The organism is Winogradskyella sp., assembly GCF_013213835.1.
Classification (GTDB): domain Bacteria; phylum Bacteroidota; class Bacteroidia; order Flavobacteriales; family Flavobacteriaceae; genus Winogradskyella.
The window spans coordinates 131,179-151,415 of sequence record NZ_JABSSU010000005.1; the positions used below are offsets into that span (position 1 = coordinate 131,179).

The window sequence follows — 20,237 nt, forward strand, 5'->3', positions numbered from 1 at the left end:
TGATATATTTTGATTGGTTACATAGATATGACGTATAACCCAAAAAAATGTTACAACATCAGATGCTAGATTATCAATTAGTTACAATACAAAACAACCAAAATATCAGTAAAAATATAGGCTAGCTAAAATTTAAAAAAAATTAAAAATTTATCGATTTCGCCAGAAAAATGGTGTGAAAAGAATAAGTACTGTGAACAATTCTAGACGTCCAATAAACATTAAAAATGATGCCCACCATTGTCCCAAAGGAGGTAATTTCGCATAGTTATTTACTGGTCCAAACTCACCTAAAGCTGGCCCAACATTACCTAAACTTGATGCGGACAAACCAATCGCAGATTCAAAGTCCATTTGAAACATCGAAAATACTAAGGCACCGATAATAAAAGATAACATATAGAGTATAAAGAATCCAAGAATTTTAAACACAATATCTCCTGAGATTGACTTCTCATTGTATCTAACTGGAAGAATGGCATTAGGATGTAAAGAGCGTTTAAACTCTAAAAAACCGTTTTTTATTAAGATGAGATGGCGTACTACCTTTACACCACCAGAAGTACTACCTGCAGATCCTCCTAAAAACATTAAACCAAAAAAGAATACCGTTAAAAACGGTGTCCATGCCGTATAATCAGCTGTTACAAAACCTGTAGTAGTTACAACCGCCAACACTTGAAACAAAGCATGTCTAATGGCACTTTCGCCTTCACCCAAAACCATCGGGTGATCAACCGTGGTTGTTGATACGTCAGCTCTAAAGTAAATTAAAAGCGCTGCTATTATTGTAAAAATTGCAATGAATTTAAAGTACAATTTAAACTCATCGTCTCTTATAATCTTCACCACGTTACCCTTAAACAGATAATAACTCAAGACAAAATTAGTACCTGCCATAAACATGAAAAATATAATGATATATTGAATAGCTGGGTTATCATTCCAATACGCAACACTCGCATTTTTAGTTGAAAAACCACCTGTAGACAATGTACTCAATGCATGATTAATCGCATCAAAAAACGACATTCCTGCCAGCCGAAGAAGTAAAGTTTCAGCAACAGTATATCCGAAATAAATAAGCCATAATCGTTTTGCTGTATCTGTAATTCTAGGATGTAATTTATCGCCGCCAGGACCAGGAGCTTCAGCAGCAAATAACTGCATACCACCAACACCTAATAATGGTAGAATAGCAATAGCCAGAACAATAATTCCCATACCACCAATCCAATGTGTTGTACTTCTCCAAAACAACACTCCTTCTGGTAAAGCTTCTATGTCGTTTATAATACTCGCACCCGTAGTTGTATAACCAGACATGGTTTCAAAAAAGGCACTTGTAAATGAAGGAATAGCTCCGGTCGTAAGATAAGGTAACGTTCCGGTTAAAGACATGACAATCCAACCAAGGGTCACCACAATATATCCTTCTCTTTTATTCATTTCCTTGCGATGATTTTTAGTACCAATCATTGCAAATCCACCTAACAAAATAGTTAACAAACCAGCCAGAAGAATATTGAGGGTATCTCCATCTTTATAAATCAAACTAAACAACGTTGCAATTAGCATAAAGCCACCATTAAACAACAACAGTAAGCCTAAAAAATGGAATATTATTTTGTAATTAAGTTTCATTAATTCAGCTTATGAAAAAAAGGCTTCTACCTCAGAAATAGATCTAGGCAAACAACATACCACCACGCGATCACCAACCTCAATTTTAAAACTTCCTTTTGGGACCACACCTACTCCATCTCGTATAACACCTCCTAGAATAGCTGACCTTGGAAAATTTAAATCTTTAATAATCTTGTTCGTGATTTTAGATTTTGGTTTTACAACAAACTCCAACAGCTCAGCATTCATATTGGTTAACTTCGTCATCGCAACTACCTCACCTTTTCTGATGTATCTGAAAATATTATTGGCTGCCAAAAGTTTTTTGTTGATTAACGTATCAATACCTATTGAATGAGACAACTGATAATAATCCATATTCTCTACTAAGGCAATTGTCTTTTTTACACCTTTGGACTTTGCTAAAAGGCAAGACATTATATTAGTTTCAGAATTACCTGTCACCGAGATAAAAGCATCCATGTCTGAAATATTTTCTTCTTCAAGAATTTCAACATTTCTTCCATCACCATAAATCACCAAAGCATTAGGCAAGTTATCCGCCAAGTCCATGGCTACAGTCTTTTTATGCTCTACAATTTTTACATTGAATTTATTCTGGCATAAATCTCTAGCCGTTTTGAAACCGATTTTACTTCCACCGAGAATCATCACATTTTTCATGTCAACCTTTACTCTGGCAGAAAGTTCAAACAGTTCTTCATCACCACCTTTAGAAGTTACAAAAACAACCTTATCACCTTCTTTAAACTGAGTATCACCTCTTGGAATAATAGTGTATTGGGTACCATAACGCTGAATAGCGATAGGAATAAAATGAACTTCAGGAAATAATTCTGCAGCTTCTCTCACTGTTTTACCAACAAAAGTTGCAGTTCGTGATAAGCGTAATCCTAACATTTTTAAAGCACCTCCTTCGAACTCATAGGTGTCATTAAATCCATATTGATTTAGAAGCAATTCTATTTCGGATGCGGCTAAAGCCTCTGGCGAAATCAATTCATCAATACCAAATTGAGAAAAACCTATAACTTCTTTTTGTTCTAAAAATTCAGTGTTTGAAATTCTAGCAATGGTACGCTGCGCACCTAATTGCTTTGCAAGTACACTCGCAGTAATATTAGTGGTTTCTGAAGATGTCACAGCAATAAATAATGCCGCCAATTCAATGCGAGCTTCTCTTAAAATGGAAATGGAAGTAGCATCACCCTTTATTGTCTTAATATCTAAATGCTCATCGGCATAAATTAAGCTGTCTTTACTCGTATCTATAAGTGTTATCTCTTGCGACTCGTAAGACAGTAGTTTTGCTAAATGAAAGCCTACTTCTCCTGCGCCTGCGATAATTATTTTCATTATTGATCATTCAAATAAACGTACAAATATAGTAAGAATAATATGTTAAGACCTAGCTTCACTTCCTAAACTTAGTCTACCATATCGCTTAACATAAATAAATATTACATGATATTGAATCTACCATAACTTTAAATACTTTCAACTTTAAGGACTTATAACTAATACCTATATTTGTCAAAAATTTTTGATGGACGAAAAAGTTAAACCATACAAAGACAGTGATGCCTCAAAAAAAGAGCAAATCACCGAAATGTTTGATACGATTTCAAATGAGTATGACGGACTAAATAGAGTGATCTCTTTTGGTATTGACGTTAAATGGAGACAGAAGGTTGTAAAGCTTGTTTCAGAAAAAAAACCAGAAAACATTCTAGATATTGCAACAGGTACAGGTGATTTAGCCATAAATCTTACTTCAACTAACGCTAAAGAAATTATTGGTCTAGATATTAGCGATGGCATGCTAGAAGTTGGACGACAAAAAATAAAAACTAAAAATCTAGACGGCATCATTTCAATGGTGATAGGAGATTCGGAAGATTTACCTTTTGAAGACAACACCTTCGATGCCATTACAGTGGCTTTTGGAGTTAGAAATTTCGAAAACTTAGAAAAAGGCTTAGCTGAAATTTTAAGAGTTCTTAAACCAAATGGCATTTTTGTTATTTTAGAAACTTCTGTACCAACAAATCCAATATATAAATTTGGTTATAATGCCTATTCAAAATTGATATTACCAACTATAGGTAAAGTTTTTTCCAAAGATAGGGTAGCATATAAATATTTGAGCGAATCAACCTCTAGTTTCCCTTATGGTGAAGCTTTAAACAATATTTTAAGAAAAACAGGGTTTATAAATGTCGAAGATAAACCGCAAACCATGGGAGTGGCAACAATATATACCGCATCTAAAGGATAATATGAAACGAATTATTGTCATCTTAACGTTTTTATTGGCAACACAAAACAGTTCTGCCCAACTTTTCACCAAAGAAAAGGTCGCTAACAACATTGACAATTTAGATCAAAAACAATTGTCTTGGGGCTATTTTCTTGGGTTTAATCAATACGATTTTAAGTTTCAATACAATGAGAATCTTGAAGATATCTTAGTAGATAAAACGTTTGGATTTCACCTAGGACTCATAGGAGATTTACGCCTTAATAATTATATGAATTTAAGGTTAGAGCCAGGTGTTTTCTTCACTACCAGAAATTTACGTTATGACGAAAGCTATTTTGCTGGTATGGAATTTAATGACGCCGATTTATTGAGAGAAGTTAAATCGACTTACATCCATTTACCATTGTTATTGAAAATTTCTACTAAACGTATCAATAATTTCAAGCCTTTTATTATTGGTGGTATTTCCACTGCTCTAAACTTATCGAGCAATCAAGACAATCCTGATGATAATAGCTCAGGCGAATTTAGAATGCAAAAAAATACGTTGTTTTACGAACTCGGTTTTGGTATTGATTTATACCTACTTTACTTTAAGTTTACACCTTCAATACGAGCTATTTTCTCATTTAATGATGAAATCATAAGGGATGCTGACCCTAATAGTCCATGGACAGGCAATGTTAATCAGATGCAAACAAGGGGAATTTTTATCAACTTTACATTTCAATAGTTCGTCGCATAAATTCGCTTAAAACTATAGCTGTTGCATTAGCAACATTTAAACTTTCAGTATCGCGTTGATCACCAAACTGAGGAATGGTGAGCTTAGTGTTTATTTTACTAGTTATTGCCTCAGATATGCCATTAGCTTCATTACCCATAACTATGATTCCAGAAGTTGGCAATGATGTCCTGTAAATATTTTGACCATCCATAAAGGTTCCAAAAATTTCGGCTGAAGTCTCTTCTAAAAAAAGATTCAAATTAAGATAAGAAATATTTACACGAGACAAAGAACCCATTGTAGCTTGTACCACTTTTGAGTTATAACAATCCACTGTATTCTCACTACAAACCAAATCTTTAATACCATACCAATCGCACAATCGTATTATTGTGCCGAGATTGCCAGGATCTCTAACATCATCTAATGCAACTACAAGCCCATCAATATGTATTGTCTTTGGTTTAGAAGTTTTAAAAACAGCTAACGCTGTATTTGGGGTTTTCAAAGAAGAGATCTTTTTTAAATCATTAGAAGAAATCTCAAAAGTAAGTGCTTGCGGCGCATTGAATTGATCCGCCGTTGTATAAAGTGATTCTAATTCAAATTCAGAATTAAGAAATTCCTGAATACCTTTTATGCCTTCAACGGTAAACAAACCATGTTGTTGTCTGTATTTTTTTTGAGATAAACTTTTAATTAACTTTATTCTGTTCTTTGATAACATTAAAATGTCTTTACATTTGTTAGTGTTAATACAAAGTAAACCAATTTTGGACTAATTTTTGTTTACAAGAATCAATATCTAAAAAACATCTCTCTTTTGAAGCTAGCGTTAAGCATGTTAATCCATCATAAATTGCACAATAAAACTTGTAGCGCTTTCTGCTTCTTACTTCTATTTATTCTATTTAGTTCTTGTAATGTCGTAAAGCGTGTAAAGAAGAACGAACATCTCATTACCAAAAACACCATCATTGAAGATGGCAAAGTAATTAAAGACGAACGAATTAATAATATTATCATTCAGAAAACGAATTCTGGAATGAATACGTTTTTTGGTTTGCCTTTAAGATTACATATATATAATCTAGCTAGACCAAATATAGATTCTATTATTCAAGCTAAAGTTCTGAGCGACTCTTCTAAAGTAAATTGGAAGTCTAAATTATTCTCTAAAAAACAGTTTGATAGAGAGATCAACTCTAGAAAAAACTTCAATAGTTGGCTCAAAAGAACTGGTGAGGCACCAACAATACTTAACGAAACTAAAACTGAAAAAACAGTAAATAACCTGAGAAAATACTATTACAGAAAAGGTTGGTTTAATAATAGTGTAAGCTATGATATTAAAAAAGATAGCTCAAAACGTGCTGAAATTACTTATAACATCATTAAAAAGACACCATATGTGCTTGACTCTATTACACCTATAATTAGTAGTCCACTCATTGATTCATTATATCCTAAATTTATGAAGTCTTCATGGCTTAAAAAAGGAGAACAGTTTGATGCGGAAAACTATGAAAAGGAACGAGAACGAATAACAGCATATTTAAGGAATTCTGGCTTCTATTATTTCGGACAAGATTATATTCGTTTCAATACAGATACGATAGACACTAATTATAAAGTAAATACAGAGCTGAAAATAGCAAATCGCTCAATACGAAACGATGACTCTACAACCGTTGCTCCTTTTAAGCCATATAAGATTAAGGAAGTAAATATTTTCACTGACGAAAGTTTCGCCAATCAAAATCAACCCATACGAGATAGTGTCTTTTATAAAGACTACAATCTTTATAGTAAAAACAAATTACGTTTTAGACCACGAGCTTTAACCGATGCTGTTTTCTTAAATAAAGGCGATATCTATAGTGATTTAGCAAGAAGTAGGACATCTCGCTACCTCAACGATTTGCAGATGTTTAGGTATCCTAGCATAGAATTTGTTGAAAATAGTAAAGACACAACCCTTACGGCAAACATCTATTTAGAACCTAAGAAGAAGTATCAATTAGGTTTTGATTTTGATGTAAGCCAAAGTAATATTCAAACTATAGGATTTTCAGTGACACCTGGGCTAAAAATTAGAAATGTCTTTAGAGGCGCAGAAAGTATTGAAATAAGTGGAGTTGCGGCTATTGGTGCTTCTAAAAACAGAACTGATGATGTTACAAGTTTTTTTGATATTAATGAATATGGTGGTAATCTAAGATTAAACATTCCGAGATTATTTACCCCATTTAAAACAGATAGCATTATTCCTAAATATATGTCACCCAGTACGGCCATAAACGTATCTACAACAGGTCAACAAAATATTGGTCTTGACAAACAAACCCTTTCTGGTCTTTTAAGTTATAACTGGGAACCTTCACGATCTGTATCAAACACTTTAGAATTATTTAATGTACAGTTTGTGAAAAATTTAAATACCAGCAACTACTTTGGTGTATATTCAACGTCATTTGGAAGACTAAATAGTATTGCAAGAGATATCAACTATATAGATAATGATGACAGTTTACGAGATGATTCATTACCAAACAGATTTTCTCCAGCGGACCAATTTATTTCTGATGTATTATCAGGAAATACCAGCTTAACCAATTCTGATGACGACTTCATTGCCGTTAATAATATTGAAGAGCGCAAACAACGACTTACAGAAAACAACCTTATCTTCTCTACAAGTTTTGATTATAAGAAAGATAAACGTACCAATATATTTGACAATGACTTCTCGGTATTTAAGTGGCATGTTGAACTCGCAGGTAACCTATTGTCTAACCTTTCAGAAGTATTTGGTGCACAACCTAATCCAGATGGCAACTACGAGGTATTTGGTGTGGTGTTTTCACAGTACTTCAAAACGGAACTTGACTATGTAAAATACTTTGATCTTGGTGGTAGTAATATTTTTGCATTTAGAAGTTATGCTGGTATTGCTATTCCTTATGGGAATTCTGAAAGTATTCCGTTTGCTGAAAGTTTCTTTGCTGGTGGACCCAACGATAACAGGGCATGGACAGCATACAACTTAGGGCCAGGAAGCTCCAGAACAACAAACGAATTCAACGAAGCCAATTTTAAAATTCATTTAAGTGCAGAGCAACGGTTTGACCTTTTTGGAGACGTTAAGGGTGCCTTGTTTGTTGATGCTGGAAATATTTGGAATGTCCTAGATAATGTCGAAGACGACAATGCCACATTTACTAGCTTTAATTCGCTTAGAAATATTGCCGTTGGCTCTGGATTTGGACTTCGATATGATTTTGACTTCTTTGTACTACGTTTTGACACAGGATTCAAAACATACAATCCTGCTCTCAATGGTAACAGATGGTTTAAAGAATATAATTTCAAAGATGCCGTCTATAATATAGGTATCAACTACCCCTTCTAAAACTATATCGTTTTCGGTATTTTATAGCGTATTTATCTGATTAAAGTCAGTTTTTAGTATTTAAAATTATGTATTTTTGAGATCTAAAATTATTTCAATCACATTGTTATGAGTCACAATATTAAACCTGGCGTTGCAACAGGTAAAGAAGTTCAAGAAATTTTCAAACTTGCAAAAGAAAAAGGCTTTGCATTGCCTGCAGTTAATGTCATAGGATCTAATACCATTAATGGCGTTTTAGAAACTGCAAAAGCATTAAACGCACCCGTTATCATTCAATTTTCAAATGGTGGTGCACAATTTAACGCTGGTAAAGGTTTAGGAAATGATGACCAAAAGGGTGCAATTGCCGGATCTATTGCAGGAGCAAAACACGTACATCAAATGGCTGAGGCTTATGGCGTACCTGTAATTTTACATACAGATCACTGCGCAAAGAAACTTTTACCTTGGATCGACGGTTTATTAGATGCTAGTGAAAAGCATTTCGCTGAAACTGGTAAATCTTTGTTCAGTTCACATATGATTGATTTATCTGAAGAACCATTAGAAGAAAACATCGAAATCTGTAAGCAATACCTTGAGCGTATGAGTAAAATGGGTATGACTTTAGAGATTGAATTAGGGATTACTGGTGGTGAAGAAGATGGTGTTGACAACAGTGATGTGGATGCATCAAAATTATATACACAACCAGAAGAAGTGGCTTACGCTTATGAAGAATTAAGTAAAGTAAGTGATCAATTTACAATTGCTGCTGCCTTTGGTAACGTACATGGGGTTTACCGACCAGGAAACGTAAAATTAACACCAAAAATCTTAAAGAATTCTCAGTCCTACATTACAGAAAAGTATAACGTAGGTGAAAACCACATCGACTTTGTATTCCATGGTGGTTCTGGTTCTACAGTTGAAGAAATTAGAGAGTCTATTGGTTATGGTGTCATCAAAATGAATATAGATACAGACATGCAATGGGCATTCTTAAGTGGCGTGAGAGACTATGTAGAAGAAAAGTCTGACTATCTTCAAACTCAAATCGGAAACCCAGAAGGGGACGATGTACCAAACAAAAAATATTATGACCCACGTGTATGGTTAAGAAAAGGCGAGCAAGCTTTTGTAGAAAGACTTAAAAAAGCTTTTGAAGACTTAAATAATGTAGATACGTTGTAGGTCTTTTTTATATGACAATTCAAAACCCATTAAAGCTATAAAACTAGGTTTGATGGGTTTTCTTTTTTAATATATTTACGCACTGAAAAAAGCTAGGCTTTTGCGTTTCATTAGAAATAAGTAATTTTGCCTACCTTAGTTTTACAAACACTAACTAACTAAACACCTTGTAATCTAATATCTAAAGTATTACGATTACAAACCACAAAAAGCAATTGATATGACGGCTTGGTTTAAAAGAAAAGATAAAGGAATTCAAACCTCTACTGAAGAAAAAAAAGACACTCCCAAAGGGCTTTGGTATAAGTCACCAACTGGTAAAATAATTGACACCAAAGAACTTGAACAAAATTTTTATGTAAGTCCAGAGGATGGTTATCACGTAAGAATTGGAAGCAAAGAGTATTTTGAGATCTTATTTGATGACAATAAATTCAAGGAATTAGATGCAGGTTTGACCTCAAAGGATCCACTAAAATTTGTAGACACTAAAAAATATCCTGACCGACTAAAAGCGGCTCAAGAAAAAACAAAACTTAAAGATGCGGTAAAAACAGCAGTAGGTAAATCTAAAGGGGAAGATTTGGTTATAGCCTGCATGGACTTTGGTTTTATTGGTGGTTCTATGGGAAGTGTTGTTGGCGAAAAAATAGCACGTGCTGCCGATTATGCTCTCAAGCACAACATTCCATTTATGATTATTAGTAAATCTGGCGGTGCACGTATGATGGAGGCCGCATTATCATTAATGCAGTTGGCTAAAACTTCTGCGAAATTGGCTCAATTAGCTGATGCTGGCATCCCTTATATATCATTATGTACAGATCCAACTACAGGAGGAACCACAGCTTCTTTTGCCATGTTAGGCGATATTAATATCGCTGAGCCAGGGGCATTGATTGGGTTTGCAGGTCCGCGTGTTGTTAGAGATACCACAGGTAAAGAATTACCTGAAGGTTTCCAGACATCAGAATTTTTACTTGAGCACGGTTTCCTAGATTTCATAAGTCATAGAAAGGATTTAAAGGACAAAATCAATTTATACATCGATTTAATTAAAAATCAAGCCATAAGAGCTTAGACACAAATTATAACAATAAGAAAAAGAGGTGTTTAACCTCTTTTTTTTATGGACCCCATTTTTATTTGTCGTTTTTTTGATGTTACTTGTTAACCTTTTACAAACTAACTGTACTAAAAACAAACCATAACAAATTGCACTATGAAATTTATTAAAAAAACAAGCATTCTATTATTAATATTTAGCATTTCTTTTTCTTGTGATGAATTGGATGAGTTAACAGAATTTGATGTCACTACAGATTACGAAACCACAGTGAGTGTATCTGTACCTGCTGGTGAAGATTTAACGTTCTCTGATCAAACAACAATAGACCTTACTGCTGATGAAGTCATTCAAGATAATCTTGATGCCATAGAAGATATTCAATTAAACACATTAACTTATGAGATATCAAATTATGTAGGTGTAGAGGGTGCATTGATTACAGAAGCTTCGGTGAGTGCTGCAGGAATTACTGTTCCAGTTTCTAACATTGATTTACAAGCAGCAGACGCAAGTGATCAACAATTTGTAATTGCAGATTCAACCTTATTAAACACAATTGCCAATACGCTTCAAAATACAAACACAGTTACCGTAACGCTCAACGGAACAGTTAGTGACGCACCAGTAGACTTTGATGTTATTATTGTGTTGGACATTACTGCCACGGTAGATGCAGGATAACTTAAATAATTAATAAAATTAAAAAGCGAGCCAAATGGCTCGCTTTTTTTAATCAATCAATCTAAAAATAGACTAGTAAAAACTAGTTAAGTGTTATCGGAATTTCGGTGCCGTTATTAAAAGTAAATGTCGCTTGATTATCGCAACTTCCATCACCGAAATCGAAGATTCCACCGAAATTAGTACGTTGTACATCCACAGAACCACTCACAATATTACTACAAGTTGCTTCGCGTCTTAAGGCCGTTATTACCTCATACGTATGTGTGTTACCATTTACAAAATGAGCTGTCCAATCGCCAGTAATCTCAAATACGTTATCTGTGTAAACACCTGTTCCAAAACCTTGAGTCCATTCTCTTATACGTGTGCCTTCTCTAGAGGCTTGTACTCCATTTGGCCAAACTACTGTAAGATCTAAAGTATGTGTAAATTGTGGATTACCATTAGCATTAGATAATTCTCTCAAGATCGTTCTGCTACCTAAAACTTGTTTTGCATCAAAAGTAAATGCCACCAAATTATAATTGATCATAATTTGCTGTGCTTCAGGATCTCTGGTATAATCAAAAACGATTTGACCAGTTAACACATGTCCATTAACAATACATCCTTCAGTACCAAAATCTAGGGTCACTTCTCTATAATTTTGCTGAGCTACTATGGTAATTGTTACACACCCAGGTATACCACTTGTATAACTAGACCTACCCGATTCGCTAATTTCTTGTTGTTCGTAGGCCTCGATGACCAAGTCACCCAGTGTGTCATCTATTTGATCTATTTGGGAGGCGCGCTCAACTTCTGTGAGATCTTGTTGTATGTCATCAGCATCATTTGCGGCATCATCAGAACATGATGTACTAATAAACCCTAATAATAAAAGGAAAAATAATCCTCTTAATAGGTCTTTCTTTAAAGTGAAATTTAATAAGTTCATGATTTTATTATTTGCGTTACTATGCTACTAAGACTTTCACCTTTTCAAAAGGTTTAAAACCGTTTATCGAAAAATGAAAAGAATCTTCTGAATAGATTGTAAATCGTTAAAAATTACTATATTTGCCGCCTGAAAGAAAGACTTTCAAACATACATAACAATCATTTACAATAATATTAGAATGTATTTATCTAAAGAAACAAAAGAAGAAATCTTCGCAAAACACGGTAAAGGAGCAAACGATACTGGATCTGCAGAAGGACAAATTGCATTATTCACTTACAGAATTAACCACCTAACTGAACACTTAAAACAAAATCGTAAAGATTTTAACACTGAGCGTTCGTTGGTAAAATTAGTAGGTAAGCGTCGTGCATTACTCGATTACTTAACAAAGAAAGATATCATGAGATATCGTGCTATTGTTAAAGAATTAGGTTTAAGAAAATAATATTAAAAGAGGCTTTCGAGCCTCTTTTTGTTTTTATACAACGCAATCGAAAGCGTCTAAAATTCGAACATTAAAATTAAGCAGAAAAGGTTCTGAAACAAGATCAGAGCTATTGGTTTTTCACTGGTCACTCAACAACAACTACACACAACAACACAACGACCATTGTTTAACAAGATGTTTTTATGGATTCACTTCATGAACTTCAGTGACCACAAAAACAAGAATTAAAAATTTTATGATTCCAAAAACTTACAAAGAGGTCATTGACCTTGGTGATGGTAGAGAAATTTCTATCGAAACCGGAAAATTAGCAAAACAAGCGCATGGTAGCGTTGTGGTGCAATCAGGTAAATGTATGTTATTATGTACAGTAGTATCTAATTACCACCAAGCAGATGTTGACTTTTTACCATTAACAGTAGATTATAGAGAAAAATTTGCTGCTGCTGGTCGTTATCCTGGTGGATTCTTTAAAAGAGAAGCAAGACCTAGTGATGGTGAAGTATTAACAATGCGTTTAGTAGACAGATGTTTACGTCCATTATTCCCAAAAGATTATCACGCAGAAACTCAGGTAATGATTCAGTTAATGTCTCACGATCCAGAAGTTATGCCAGACGCTATGGCTGGTTTAGCGGCTTCTGCTGCAATTCAGTTATCAGATATTCCATTTGAAACAGCAATTTCAGAAGTAAGAGTTGCTCGTGTTAATGGTGAATTTATCATTAATCCATCTTTCGCCCAATTGGCAGAATCTGATATCGACATGATGATTGGTGCTTCTGCAGACTCAGTAATGATGGTAGAAGGTGAAATGGATGAGATTTCTGAAGAAGAGATGGTTGAAGCGATTAAAGCTGCACACGAAGCTATTAAAGTGCAGTGTGATGCACAGTTGAGATTAGCTGAAGCATTCGGCAAAAAAGAAACTCGTGAGTATGACCCAGAAGTTGAAGATGAAGATTTAGCGAAAAAGATTCACGATATGGTATATGATAAAACATATGCTATCGCAAAAGCAGGTTCTGCAAAACATGAAAGAGGTGCTGCCTTTAGCGAAATTAAAGAAGAAGTTTTCAATGCGTTCTCTGAAGAAGAGCAAGATGAGTTTGGGAAACTAATTCACAAGTATGTTGCAAAAGCTCAAAAAGAAGCAATTAGAAACTTAACCCTAAATGAAGGTTTACGTTTAGATGGTCGTCAGACTACAGACATTAGACCAATCTGGTGTGAAGTAGATTACTTACCATCAACTCACGGTTCTGCGATATTTACACGTGGTGAAACTCAAGCATTAGCAACTGTTACTTTAGGTACTTCTAGAGATGCTAATATGATCGATATGCCTTCTTACGAAGGAGAGGAACGTTTCTATTTACACTATAATTTCCCACCATTCTCAACTGGTGAAGCAAGACCAATTAGAGGCACATCTCGACGTGAAGTTGGTCACGGAAACTTAGCACAACGTGCTTTAAAAGGCATGGTTCCGGATGATTGTCCTTACACAGTAAGAGTTGTATCCGAAGTATTAGAATCTAACGGTTCTTCTTCTATGGCAACAGTGTGTTCTGGTACTATGGCTATGATGGACGCTGGAGTACAATTAAAAAAGCCTGTTTCTGGTATTGCTATGGGATTAATTTCTGATGGTGATAAATACGCTGTATTATCAGATATTTTAGGTGATGAAGACCACTTAGGAGATATGGACTTTAAAGTTACTGGTACTGCAGATGGTATTACGGCAACGCAAATGGACATTAAAATTAAAGGCTTGTCTTACGAGATTTTAGTGAAAGCTTTAATGCAAGCTAGAGATGGTCGTTTACATATCTTAGAGAAGTTAACTGATACGATAGCTTCACCTAATGCAGATGTTAAAGACCACGCACCTAAGATGATTACTAGACGCATACCAAACGATTTAATTGGTGCATTAATTGGCCCTGGTGGAAAAGTGATTCAAGAACTTCAGAAAGAAACAAATACTACTATTGTTATTGAAGAAGACCCAGTAACTGAAGAAGGTATTGTTGAAATTTTAGGTGTTGGTGCAGAAGGTATTGCAGCTGTTGAAGCTAAGATAGATGCTATGATGTTTAAACCTGAAGTTGGTAGCGTTTACGAAGTAAAAGTGATCAAAATGTTAGATTTTGGGGCTGTTGTAGAATATACTGAAGCACCTGGAAATGAGGTTTTACTTCACGTAAGTGAATTAGCTTGGGAACGTACAGAAAATGTGTCTGATGTTGTAAACATGGGTGACATTTTTGATGTAAAATACTTTGGAATTGATTCTAGAACTAGAAAAGAAAAAGTATCTCGCAAAGCTATTTTACCAAAACCTGAAGGTTGGCAGCCGCGTCCAAAACGTGACAACAACAGAGACAATAAAGGTGGAAGAGACAATCGTAATCGCGATAATCGTAAACCTAGACAAGATAGAAAAGAAGATTAATTCTTTTTGAAATCATAAAAAAACCTCACCAAATGGTGAGGTTTTTTTATTAAAAGCTGTAAAGTAATCTTGGCGTAATTGCGATACTACCAATATCTTCTTGTAAAGCACCTTCAATCTTATATGGTGAATAATTGAGACCTACACTAAAGGTAAATTCATTGTTGTTTTTAAATGTTTTAGAGTAATCTAGACTCGGAGACACTAAAAACGCAGTGATGACCTCGTATTTATTTCTGTCTTCTGAGTTGTCAAAAAAATCAGTGTTTCTAACATCTGTAGTAATTACTGAAGCACCAAGACCTAAACCTAAAACTAAGGTTTTTGTTTGTGATGCACTCATATTTTTCTTAAACCTCAATATCGGGTTGAATAAAAAAGTTGCTTTGGTTTCCACAATATCAGAAATGCGTTGATATTCAAAAGATTGTTTTTGTTCTGGGATAACCAATTGCATCGCTAATTCTAAAGATTTAGAATCAGTTACTGGAAAATCTAGACTCAATTCCACCAAAGGAGATATTCCAAAATGGCTACTTAATTCTCCCTGCGGTACTAAAACACCACCACCAATTTTAAAGGTTACAGTTTTCCAATAATTACCAAACATATCATACGGTCTGTAATCATTTTGTTTTACTAAGGTGTCATTCTGCCCAAAAAGGGAAAAACTTAATAATAATACGATAAGTGTGATTCCATGTTTCATATCAGTGTGATTTAAATTCATTTCAAAATTATTGCTATATTCACAATTAAATCGAACTAAAACGCAAATTTGAATTTTATTTTTTGTGTTTTTCACAATTTTTCAAATGATGTATGAACAGCGATTATTAGAACTATTAAAAACAAACCTCTCACCTAATACATCACTTAATGATGCCATCGTAACTGCATTAGACATAAGTTATGACGCTGCACATCGACGTACCTCGGGTAAAAGCAAACTATCTTTGGAAGAAAGTGTGCGACTTGCGAAGTATTATGATCTATCTCTAGATCGCTTGTTTGAAAACACTCAAGAAAACATTATAGCTGTAGAAAAAACCAAAACTATAGATAGCGAAAGTGAGTTGAAAGAGTATTTTGACACCTCTTTCGAATCTTTAAAACCACTATTAAACCAAAAGGATAGCCACATTCTATATTCTGCAAAAGACTTACCATTGTTCTACACTTTAGAAAACAATACTTTAAGTCGATTTAAAATGTTTGTTTGGTTAAAACTTTTAGACCCAACAATGAGCGATAAAGGTTTTGAAAGCTTTTCTTTAAAAGTTGAGACTATAGAATCAGCAAAAGCATTAGGTGGGCTTTACAAAAATCTTAATACGTCAGAAATTTGGGATATCACCACCATTAATAGTACACTAAAACAGATTGACTTTTATTACGAAGCAGGTCATCTGGATACGACAACTGCATTACAACTATGCGATGAATTACAGACTTTAGTCACATCAATTTCAATTCAAGTTGTTCCAAAAAACGAGAAATATTTATTCTACTATAACGAACTACTGTTAATGAATAATAATGTACTCGTCACCACACCTCAAAAACAGTCCTTATTTGTACCATTCACCATCTTATCATACTACCAAACATCAGATAAAAAAACATGTCAAGAAGCAGAAGTATTCTTAACAAAACAATTGCAAAGTTCTAAACTGCTAAATACAGCAGGTGAAAAAGAAAAGCGAAGTTTTTTTAACAAATTACATTCTAAAATTGAAGCTCTTCAGCAACTCATTAAAGCATCTCAAGTATTAAATTTCGAATGATTTAGGTTACCAATAAATCATCAGTAACCTAAATAGTATTGCAATATTTTATTGTCTTCATTATATTTCTGTACTAGAAACTCATCAACAAACTTGCTGATAAACCTGTAGCCTCAGGTACGAATCTACATACACCACCAACACAAACCAATCCGGCACGTTGTCTTCCATAATTTATAGAGAATCTCGTAGCACCTTTGGTGTAACTACCACCGAAATTATAATAATGAATTTTTTCTGTACTACTATCTGTACCACTATTATAGATATCGTTAGCATAAATAGAAAACTTGGTGTTGAAATTATACTCTACTACACCACCAACCCAATCGTGACTATCAGTGTTAGACCATAGTCGTTGTAATACCAAACGTAAAGATTTCCCTTTACTACCTAGTTTATGCTGACTTTCTAATGCGACAATATTGGTTTCTATCTGTTCACCTGAGAAATTATCTTCAATGGTTCTTTGGTTATAATACTGATTCACGTAATAGATAATGGAATTCCAATTTTTCGACCATTTTTTACGCATTTCAAAACTAATATCAGAGAAGTACTTAGCACCAAAACCCAAATAATCAACATCGTACTCTAAGTTGGCAAAATCATAATCCCCTTTGAGACCGGCCCAATATGACGCATTAAATGCTAATTTGGTGCCGTATTTACCACCTAGCGGAGTGCCTTTTTTGATTTTGTAAAACACATCTACTTGTCCACCTATTTCACCGGCCTCCATAAGTTGTGGATCAGCAAAAACTACCTGCGACTGCGCTTGATATACAAAGATATTAGTTAATAAATAATCGTGCTGCTTTGTAAGACCTGGCGTAAAGTTGACATTGTTTTCTAAAAACACATTACCAGTGGTTGCTCTTTCTGAAAAGAACCCCATATTCTCTAGTCTTCTGAAGGTAGCATCTACACCAAATCCCTTTGCAGAATAACCAGCATTGACTAAAAGCGCATTACCTGGATTGACAAAATTTTCTAAAATCTGGCCATTAAACACATAAACATCGTCTGATTTTGACACATATTCTGCCCCTGCATAGAAGTTACCGGCTGAAACATCAATACGGCCAGAAAATGCATTTGTCAACTCGTCAAAACTTGGATCTTCAATATCCGTTTCTTCATTACGCCCAACATAACTAAATCCTAGATTTATGGATGTATTTTCAAACTTCAAAGCATTAGAAACGTCAAACTCAGTATTAAATCCATAAATCTCACCAGCTGATGTTGAAAAGCCAACACGCTGCTTTCCATATAAACCGGTAATGTTTAAGAAATCAAAAGGCTTATACTTCAGACGGCCACCAAGTAATGCATTATTGATACCGAGTTGACGGTCTTCCCAGTTTCTCAGTATCAAACCACTACCAAATTGCTCATAGTAGTGACCAACATTAGCTTCAAGTTTATTTCCATTATAATTTAAAGAATAGATACCAAGGTCTGTTCCTTTAAATCGTGGTGAATAGTTTAGAATAGCCAAAGGTTGATAGGATTCTATTTGTACCGTCGCTGTAAAATTCTCTAAAAAATCATAATCAATCTTCAAATAAGAATTTGTTCTTAGGTGCTCATCACCGTCATTATTTTCATCATCAAAAAAGGCACCTGTTGTTTTATCATCGTTGTACCAAGCAGCATTACTCTCTAATCCTATTCTTAAATTTTCAACAAGCTGTGCAGACATAGTATGAATTGTAAACACAAGACATACTACTGAAATTATTTTTTTCATAAAAAAGGTTGGTAAGTATTATTAGTTATTTATTAAGAAGTACATTATTTAGAATGCTCTTTGACAATCTCATACAATTCTTCTTCACTGCCAGGAGTGTAGCCTGTTCTTGTGTGAATAATTTCACCATCTTTAATAACTACAACATACGGTAAAACATTAATATTAAGTGCACGTTTAAAATCTTGATTTTCATCCATCAAAATCTTATAAGACCAATCCTTTCCGTTCACTAAAGGCTGTACTCTTTTCTTGGTTCTTGCATCGTCTGTTGCTACAGCAATTACCTCTACACCTGTCTCATCTTGCCAATCTTCATAAACTTCTTCAATGGCATCTAATTCATTGATGCAAGGCACACACCATGTCGCCCAAAAACTAATGATTTTTACATTATCACCTTCTAATAACTTTTCTGTCGTTGTGGTTTCACCATCAATATCTTTAATGGTAAGGTTAGGAATTTCTTGTCCATAGCTAAATGTTGTGAATATTGCTAAGACTAGGATGTAAATACTTTTCATAGGTAATTATTTATTTTTCTTAAAAAATTTAACAATAATAATACCAATTAATGAAAAAATACCATAAATTCGTTTTTTTTATAACAAAAACCTTTTTTATGAAAGTATCTAACTTATTCAGACTACTATTATTAATGACTTCCTTAGCTATATTTAGTTGTAGCAGCGATAGCGATGGTGGTGGAGACGGTAACGGTAACGGCAATGGGAACGGTAATGGTAATGGCAACGGAAACAACGACACTACAATTACAGTTTCAATTACGAGCACAAGTGAGTGTGGTGTGTATCCTGGAGATACCATGACCTTTGCAGTAAAAACAAATACTAACCAAGATGTAACAGCGCAATCTACTATTTCAGTTAACGGTGAAGTTCTTAGTGGTAATTCTTACATCCCTACAACAGGAGGGGACCTTTCTATAACAGCGACTTACCAGAGTGCTACTAGTAACGCAATATCATCTAATGTTCTTGATGATGTTACAAGATTTACAAAGAATGCATTAATTGAAAAATATACAGGTACATGGTGTGGTTATTGCCCACGTGTTAATTATGCTATTGAATTGGTAGAAGCAGAAACCGATCAAGCATTTACGGTTGCGATCCATAACGATCAAGATTTTGGATGTCCTGAAGTAGCACAACTTGAGGCTTCTTTTGGTATTGGAGGTTATCCTACTGCAAAAATCAATAGAGGTGCTGACTGGGCTTTCCCAGAGCCAAGTAATATTGAGCAAGTACTAAGTATTACGAGATGTGCTAACGCTGAAGCGGGTCTTGCAATAACACCTACATTAAGTGGTAACCAAATGAGTATTGAAGTTTTTGCAAAGTTCAATGAGGTATTTACTTTCAACAATACAAAACTTACCGTATTTATCTTAGAAGATGATTTATTCGCTGACCAAGAAAACTATACGAGTTACTATGGTGGTGTGAGTACTATCGTAAACTTTGAGCACGATCATGTATTAAGAGAAAGCTTAACTAACGTTTCAGGTGATGCCGTATCATCAAGTGAAGTATCTAACAATGTTTACAGTAGAACATTTACTGCTACTATACCATCAAATGTTGCGGATGCATCAAAAATGAGTGTGATCGCATTTATCTCAAATGATGACTTTATTGGTACACCTCAAGTGCTGAACTCAAGAGTGGCATATTTTGGTGACACACAAACTTTTGAAGAGCAATAAAAAGCTAATCATAAATTAAAAAAGTCTTGCAATACGCAAGACTTTTTTAGTTGCATAAAGTTAATTTTACTTTTTTTAAACTTTTCTGTAACATTTTGCTTATTCCATACGTATTATAAAAGAGCACTTTGCTAT

General features: G+C 34.3%; 17 protein-coding genes. 10 read left to right on the top strand and 7 right to left on the bottom strand.

Going from position 1 to position 20,237, the window contains the following annotated elements:
* Positions 1-150 precede the first annotated feature (150 nt).
* Complete coding sequence (locus tag HRU50_RS09105; RefSeq protein WP_296350430.1) at positions 151-1,644, bottom strand: potassium transporter TrkG; 1,494 nt, start codon at positions 1,642-1,644, stop codon at positions 151-153.
* A 9-nt stretch (positions 1,645-1,653) separates the two neighbouring features.
* Entirely contained in the window at positions 1,654-3,003 is a 1,350-nt protein-coding gene (trkA, locus tag HRU50_RS09110; RefSeq protein WP_296350432.1) for a Trk system potassium transporter TrkA, read from the bottom strand.
* 190 nt (positions 3,004-3,193) lie between these two features.
* Here trkA and ubiE point away from each other — a divergent pair, with 190 nt between their 5' ends.
* Positions 3,194-3,925, top strand: a complete 732-nt coding sequence (gene ubiE, locus HRU50_RS09115) for a bifunctional demethylmenaquinone methyltransferase/2-methoxy-6-polyprenyl-1,4-benzoquinol methylase UbiE (RefSeq protein ID WP_296350434.1) — start codon at positions 3,194-3,196, stop codon at positions 3,923-3,925.
* 1 nt (position 3,926) lies between these two features.
* Positions 3,927-4,643, top strand: coding sequence for a porin family protein (locus HRU50_RS09120; RefSeq protein ID WP_296350876.1), 717 nt, complete (start codon positions 3,927-3,929; stop codon positions 4,641-4,643).
* Here the strand turns inward: HRU50_RS09120 and HRU50_RS09125 are convergent.
* Complete coding sequence (locus tag HRU50_RS09125; protein ID WP_296350436.1) at positions 4,630-5,364, bottom strand: RNA methyltransferase; 735 nt, start codon at positions 5,362-5,364, stop codon at positions 4,630-4,632. The two genes, HRU50_RS09120 and HRU50_RS09125, sit on opposite strands and share 14 nt — an antisense overlap.
* A 96-nt stretch (positions 5,365-5,460) precedes the next feature.
* Between HRU50_RS09125 and HRU50_RS09130 the strand changes: the two genes are divergently transcribed.
* The 4 genes from HRU50_RS09130 (at position 5,461) to HRU50_RS09145 (ending at position 10,975) form a co-directional block, all read left to right on the top strand.
* On the top strand, positions 5,461-8,049 hold the full coding sequence (locus HRU50_RS09130; RefSeq protein WP_366927371.1) for a BamA/TamA family outer membrane protein: 2,589 nt from the start codon (positions 5,461-5,463) through the stop codon (positions 8,047-8,049).
* Positions 8,050-8,157: 108 nt separating this feature from the next.
* Positions 8,158-9,225, top strand: coding sequence for a class II fructose-bisphosphate aldolase (gene fbaA, locus HRU50_RS09135; protein ID WP_296350439.1), 1,068 nt, complete (start codon positions 8,158-8,160; stop codon positions 9,223-9,225).
* Between the two features lie 220 nt (positions 9,226-9,445).
* Positions 9,446-10,306, top strand: coding sequence for an acetyl-CoA carboxylase, carboxyltransferase subunit beta (accD, locus tag HRU50_RS09140; protein WP_296350441.1), 861 nt, complete (start codon positions 9,446-9,448; stop codon positions 10,304-10,306).
* A gap of 141 nt (positions 10,307-10,447) precedes the next feature.
* Complete coding sequence (locus HRU50_RS09145; protein WP_296350443.1) at positions 10,448-10,975, top strand: hypothetical protein; 528 nt, start codon at positions 10,448-10,450, stop codon at positions 10,973-10,975.
* Positions 10,976-11,057: 82 nt separating this feature from the next.
* Here HRU50_RS09145 and HRU50_RS09150 read toward each other — a convergent pair whose 3' ends face one another.
* A complete protein-coding gene (locus tag HRU50_RS09150; RefSeq protein ID WP_296350445.1) occupies positions 11,058-11,915 on the bottom strand; it encodes a hypothetical protein in 858 nt (285 codons plus the stop codon).
* Between the two features lie 181 nt (positions 11,916-12,096).
* Between HRU50_RS09150 and rpsO the strand changes: the two genes are divergently transcribed.
* Positions 12,097-12,366 (top strand): 30S ribosomal protein S15, encoded by a 270-nt coding sequence (rpsO, locus tag HRU50_RS09155; protein ID WP_296350448.1) that lies wholly within the window; start codon positions 12,097-12,099, stop codon positions 12,364-12,366.
* Between the two features lie 238 nt (positions 12,367-12,604).
* Entirely contained in the window at positions 12,605-14,830 is a 2,226-nt protein-coding gene (locus HRU50_RS09160) for a polyribonucleotide nucleotidyltransferase (protein WP_296350450.1), read from the top strand.
* Between the two features lie 49 nt (positions 14,831-14,879).
* On the opposite strand, the gene HRU50_RS09165 is transcribed toward HRU50_RS09160, so the two are convergent.
* Positions 14,880-15,539 (bottom strand): hypothetical protein, encoded by a 660-nt coding sequence (locus HRU50_RS09165; RefSeq protein ID WP_296350452.1) that lies wholly within the window; start codon positions 15,537-15,539, stop codon positions 14,880-14,882.
* Positions 15,540-15,645: 106 nt separating this feature from the next.
* On the opposite strand from HRU50_RS09165, the gene HRU50_RS09170 reads away from it, so the two are divergent.
* Positions 15,646-16,617, top strand: coding sequence for a helix-turn-helix domain-containing protein (locus tag HRU50_RS09170; RefSeq protein WP_296350454.1), 972 nt, complete (start codon positions 15,646-15,648; stop codon positions 16,615-16,617).
* 73 nt (positions 16,618-16,690) lie between these two features.
* Here HRU50_RS09170 and HRU50_RS09175 read toward each other — a convergent pair whose 3' ends face one another.
* On the bottom strand, positions 16,691-18,373 hold the full coding sequence (locus HRU50_RS09175; protein ID WP_296350457.1) for a DUF6029 family protein: 1,683 nt from the start codon (positions 18,371-18,373) through the stop codon (positions 16,691-16,693).
* A 44-nt stretch (positions 18,374-18,417) separates the two neighbouring features.
* Positions 18,418-18,897: a TlpA disulfide reductase family protein gene (locus tag HRU50_RS09180; protein ID WP_296350459.1), complete on the bottom strand. Its 480-nt coding sequence runs from the start codon at positions 18,895-18,897 to the stop codon at positions 18,418-18,420.
* A gap of 98 nt (positions 18,898-18,995) precedes the next feature.
* Between HRU50_RS09180 and HRU50_RS09185 the strand changes: the two genes are divergently transcribed.
* A complete protein-coding gene (locus tag HRU50_RS09185; RefSeq protein WP_296350461.1) occupies positions 18,996-20,102 on the top strand; it encodes an Omp28-related outer membrane protein in 1,107 nt (368 codons plus the stop codon).
* Positions 20,103-20,237 lie beyond the last annotated feature (135 nt).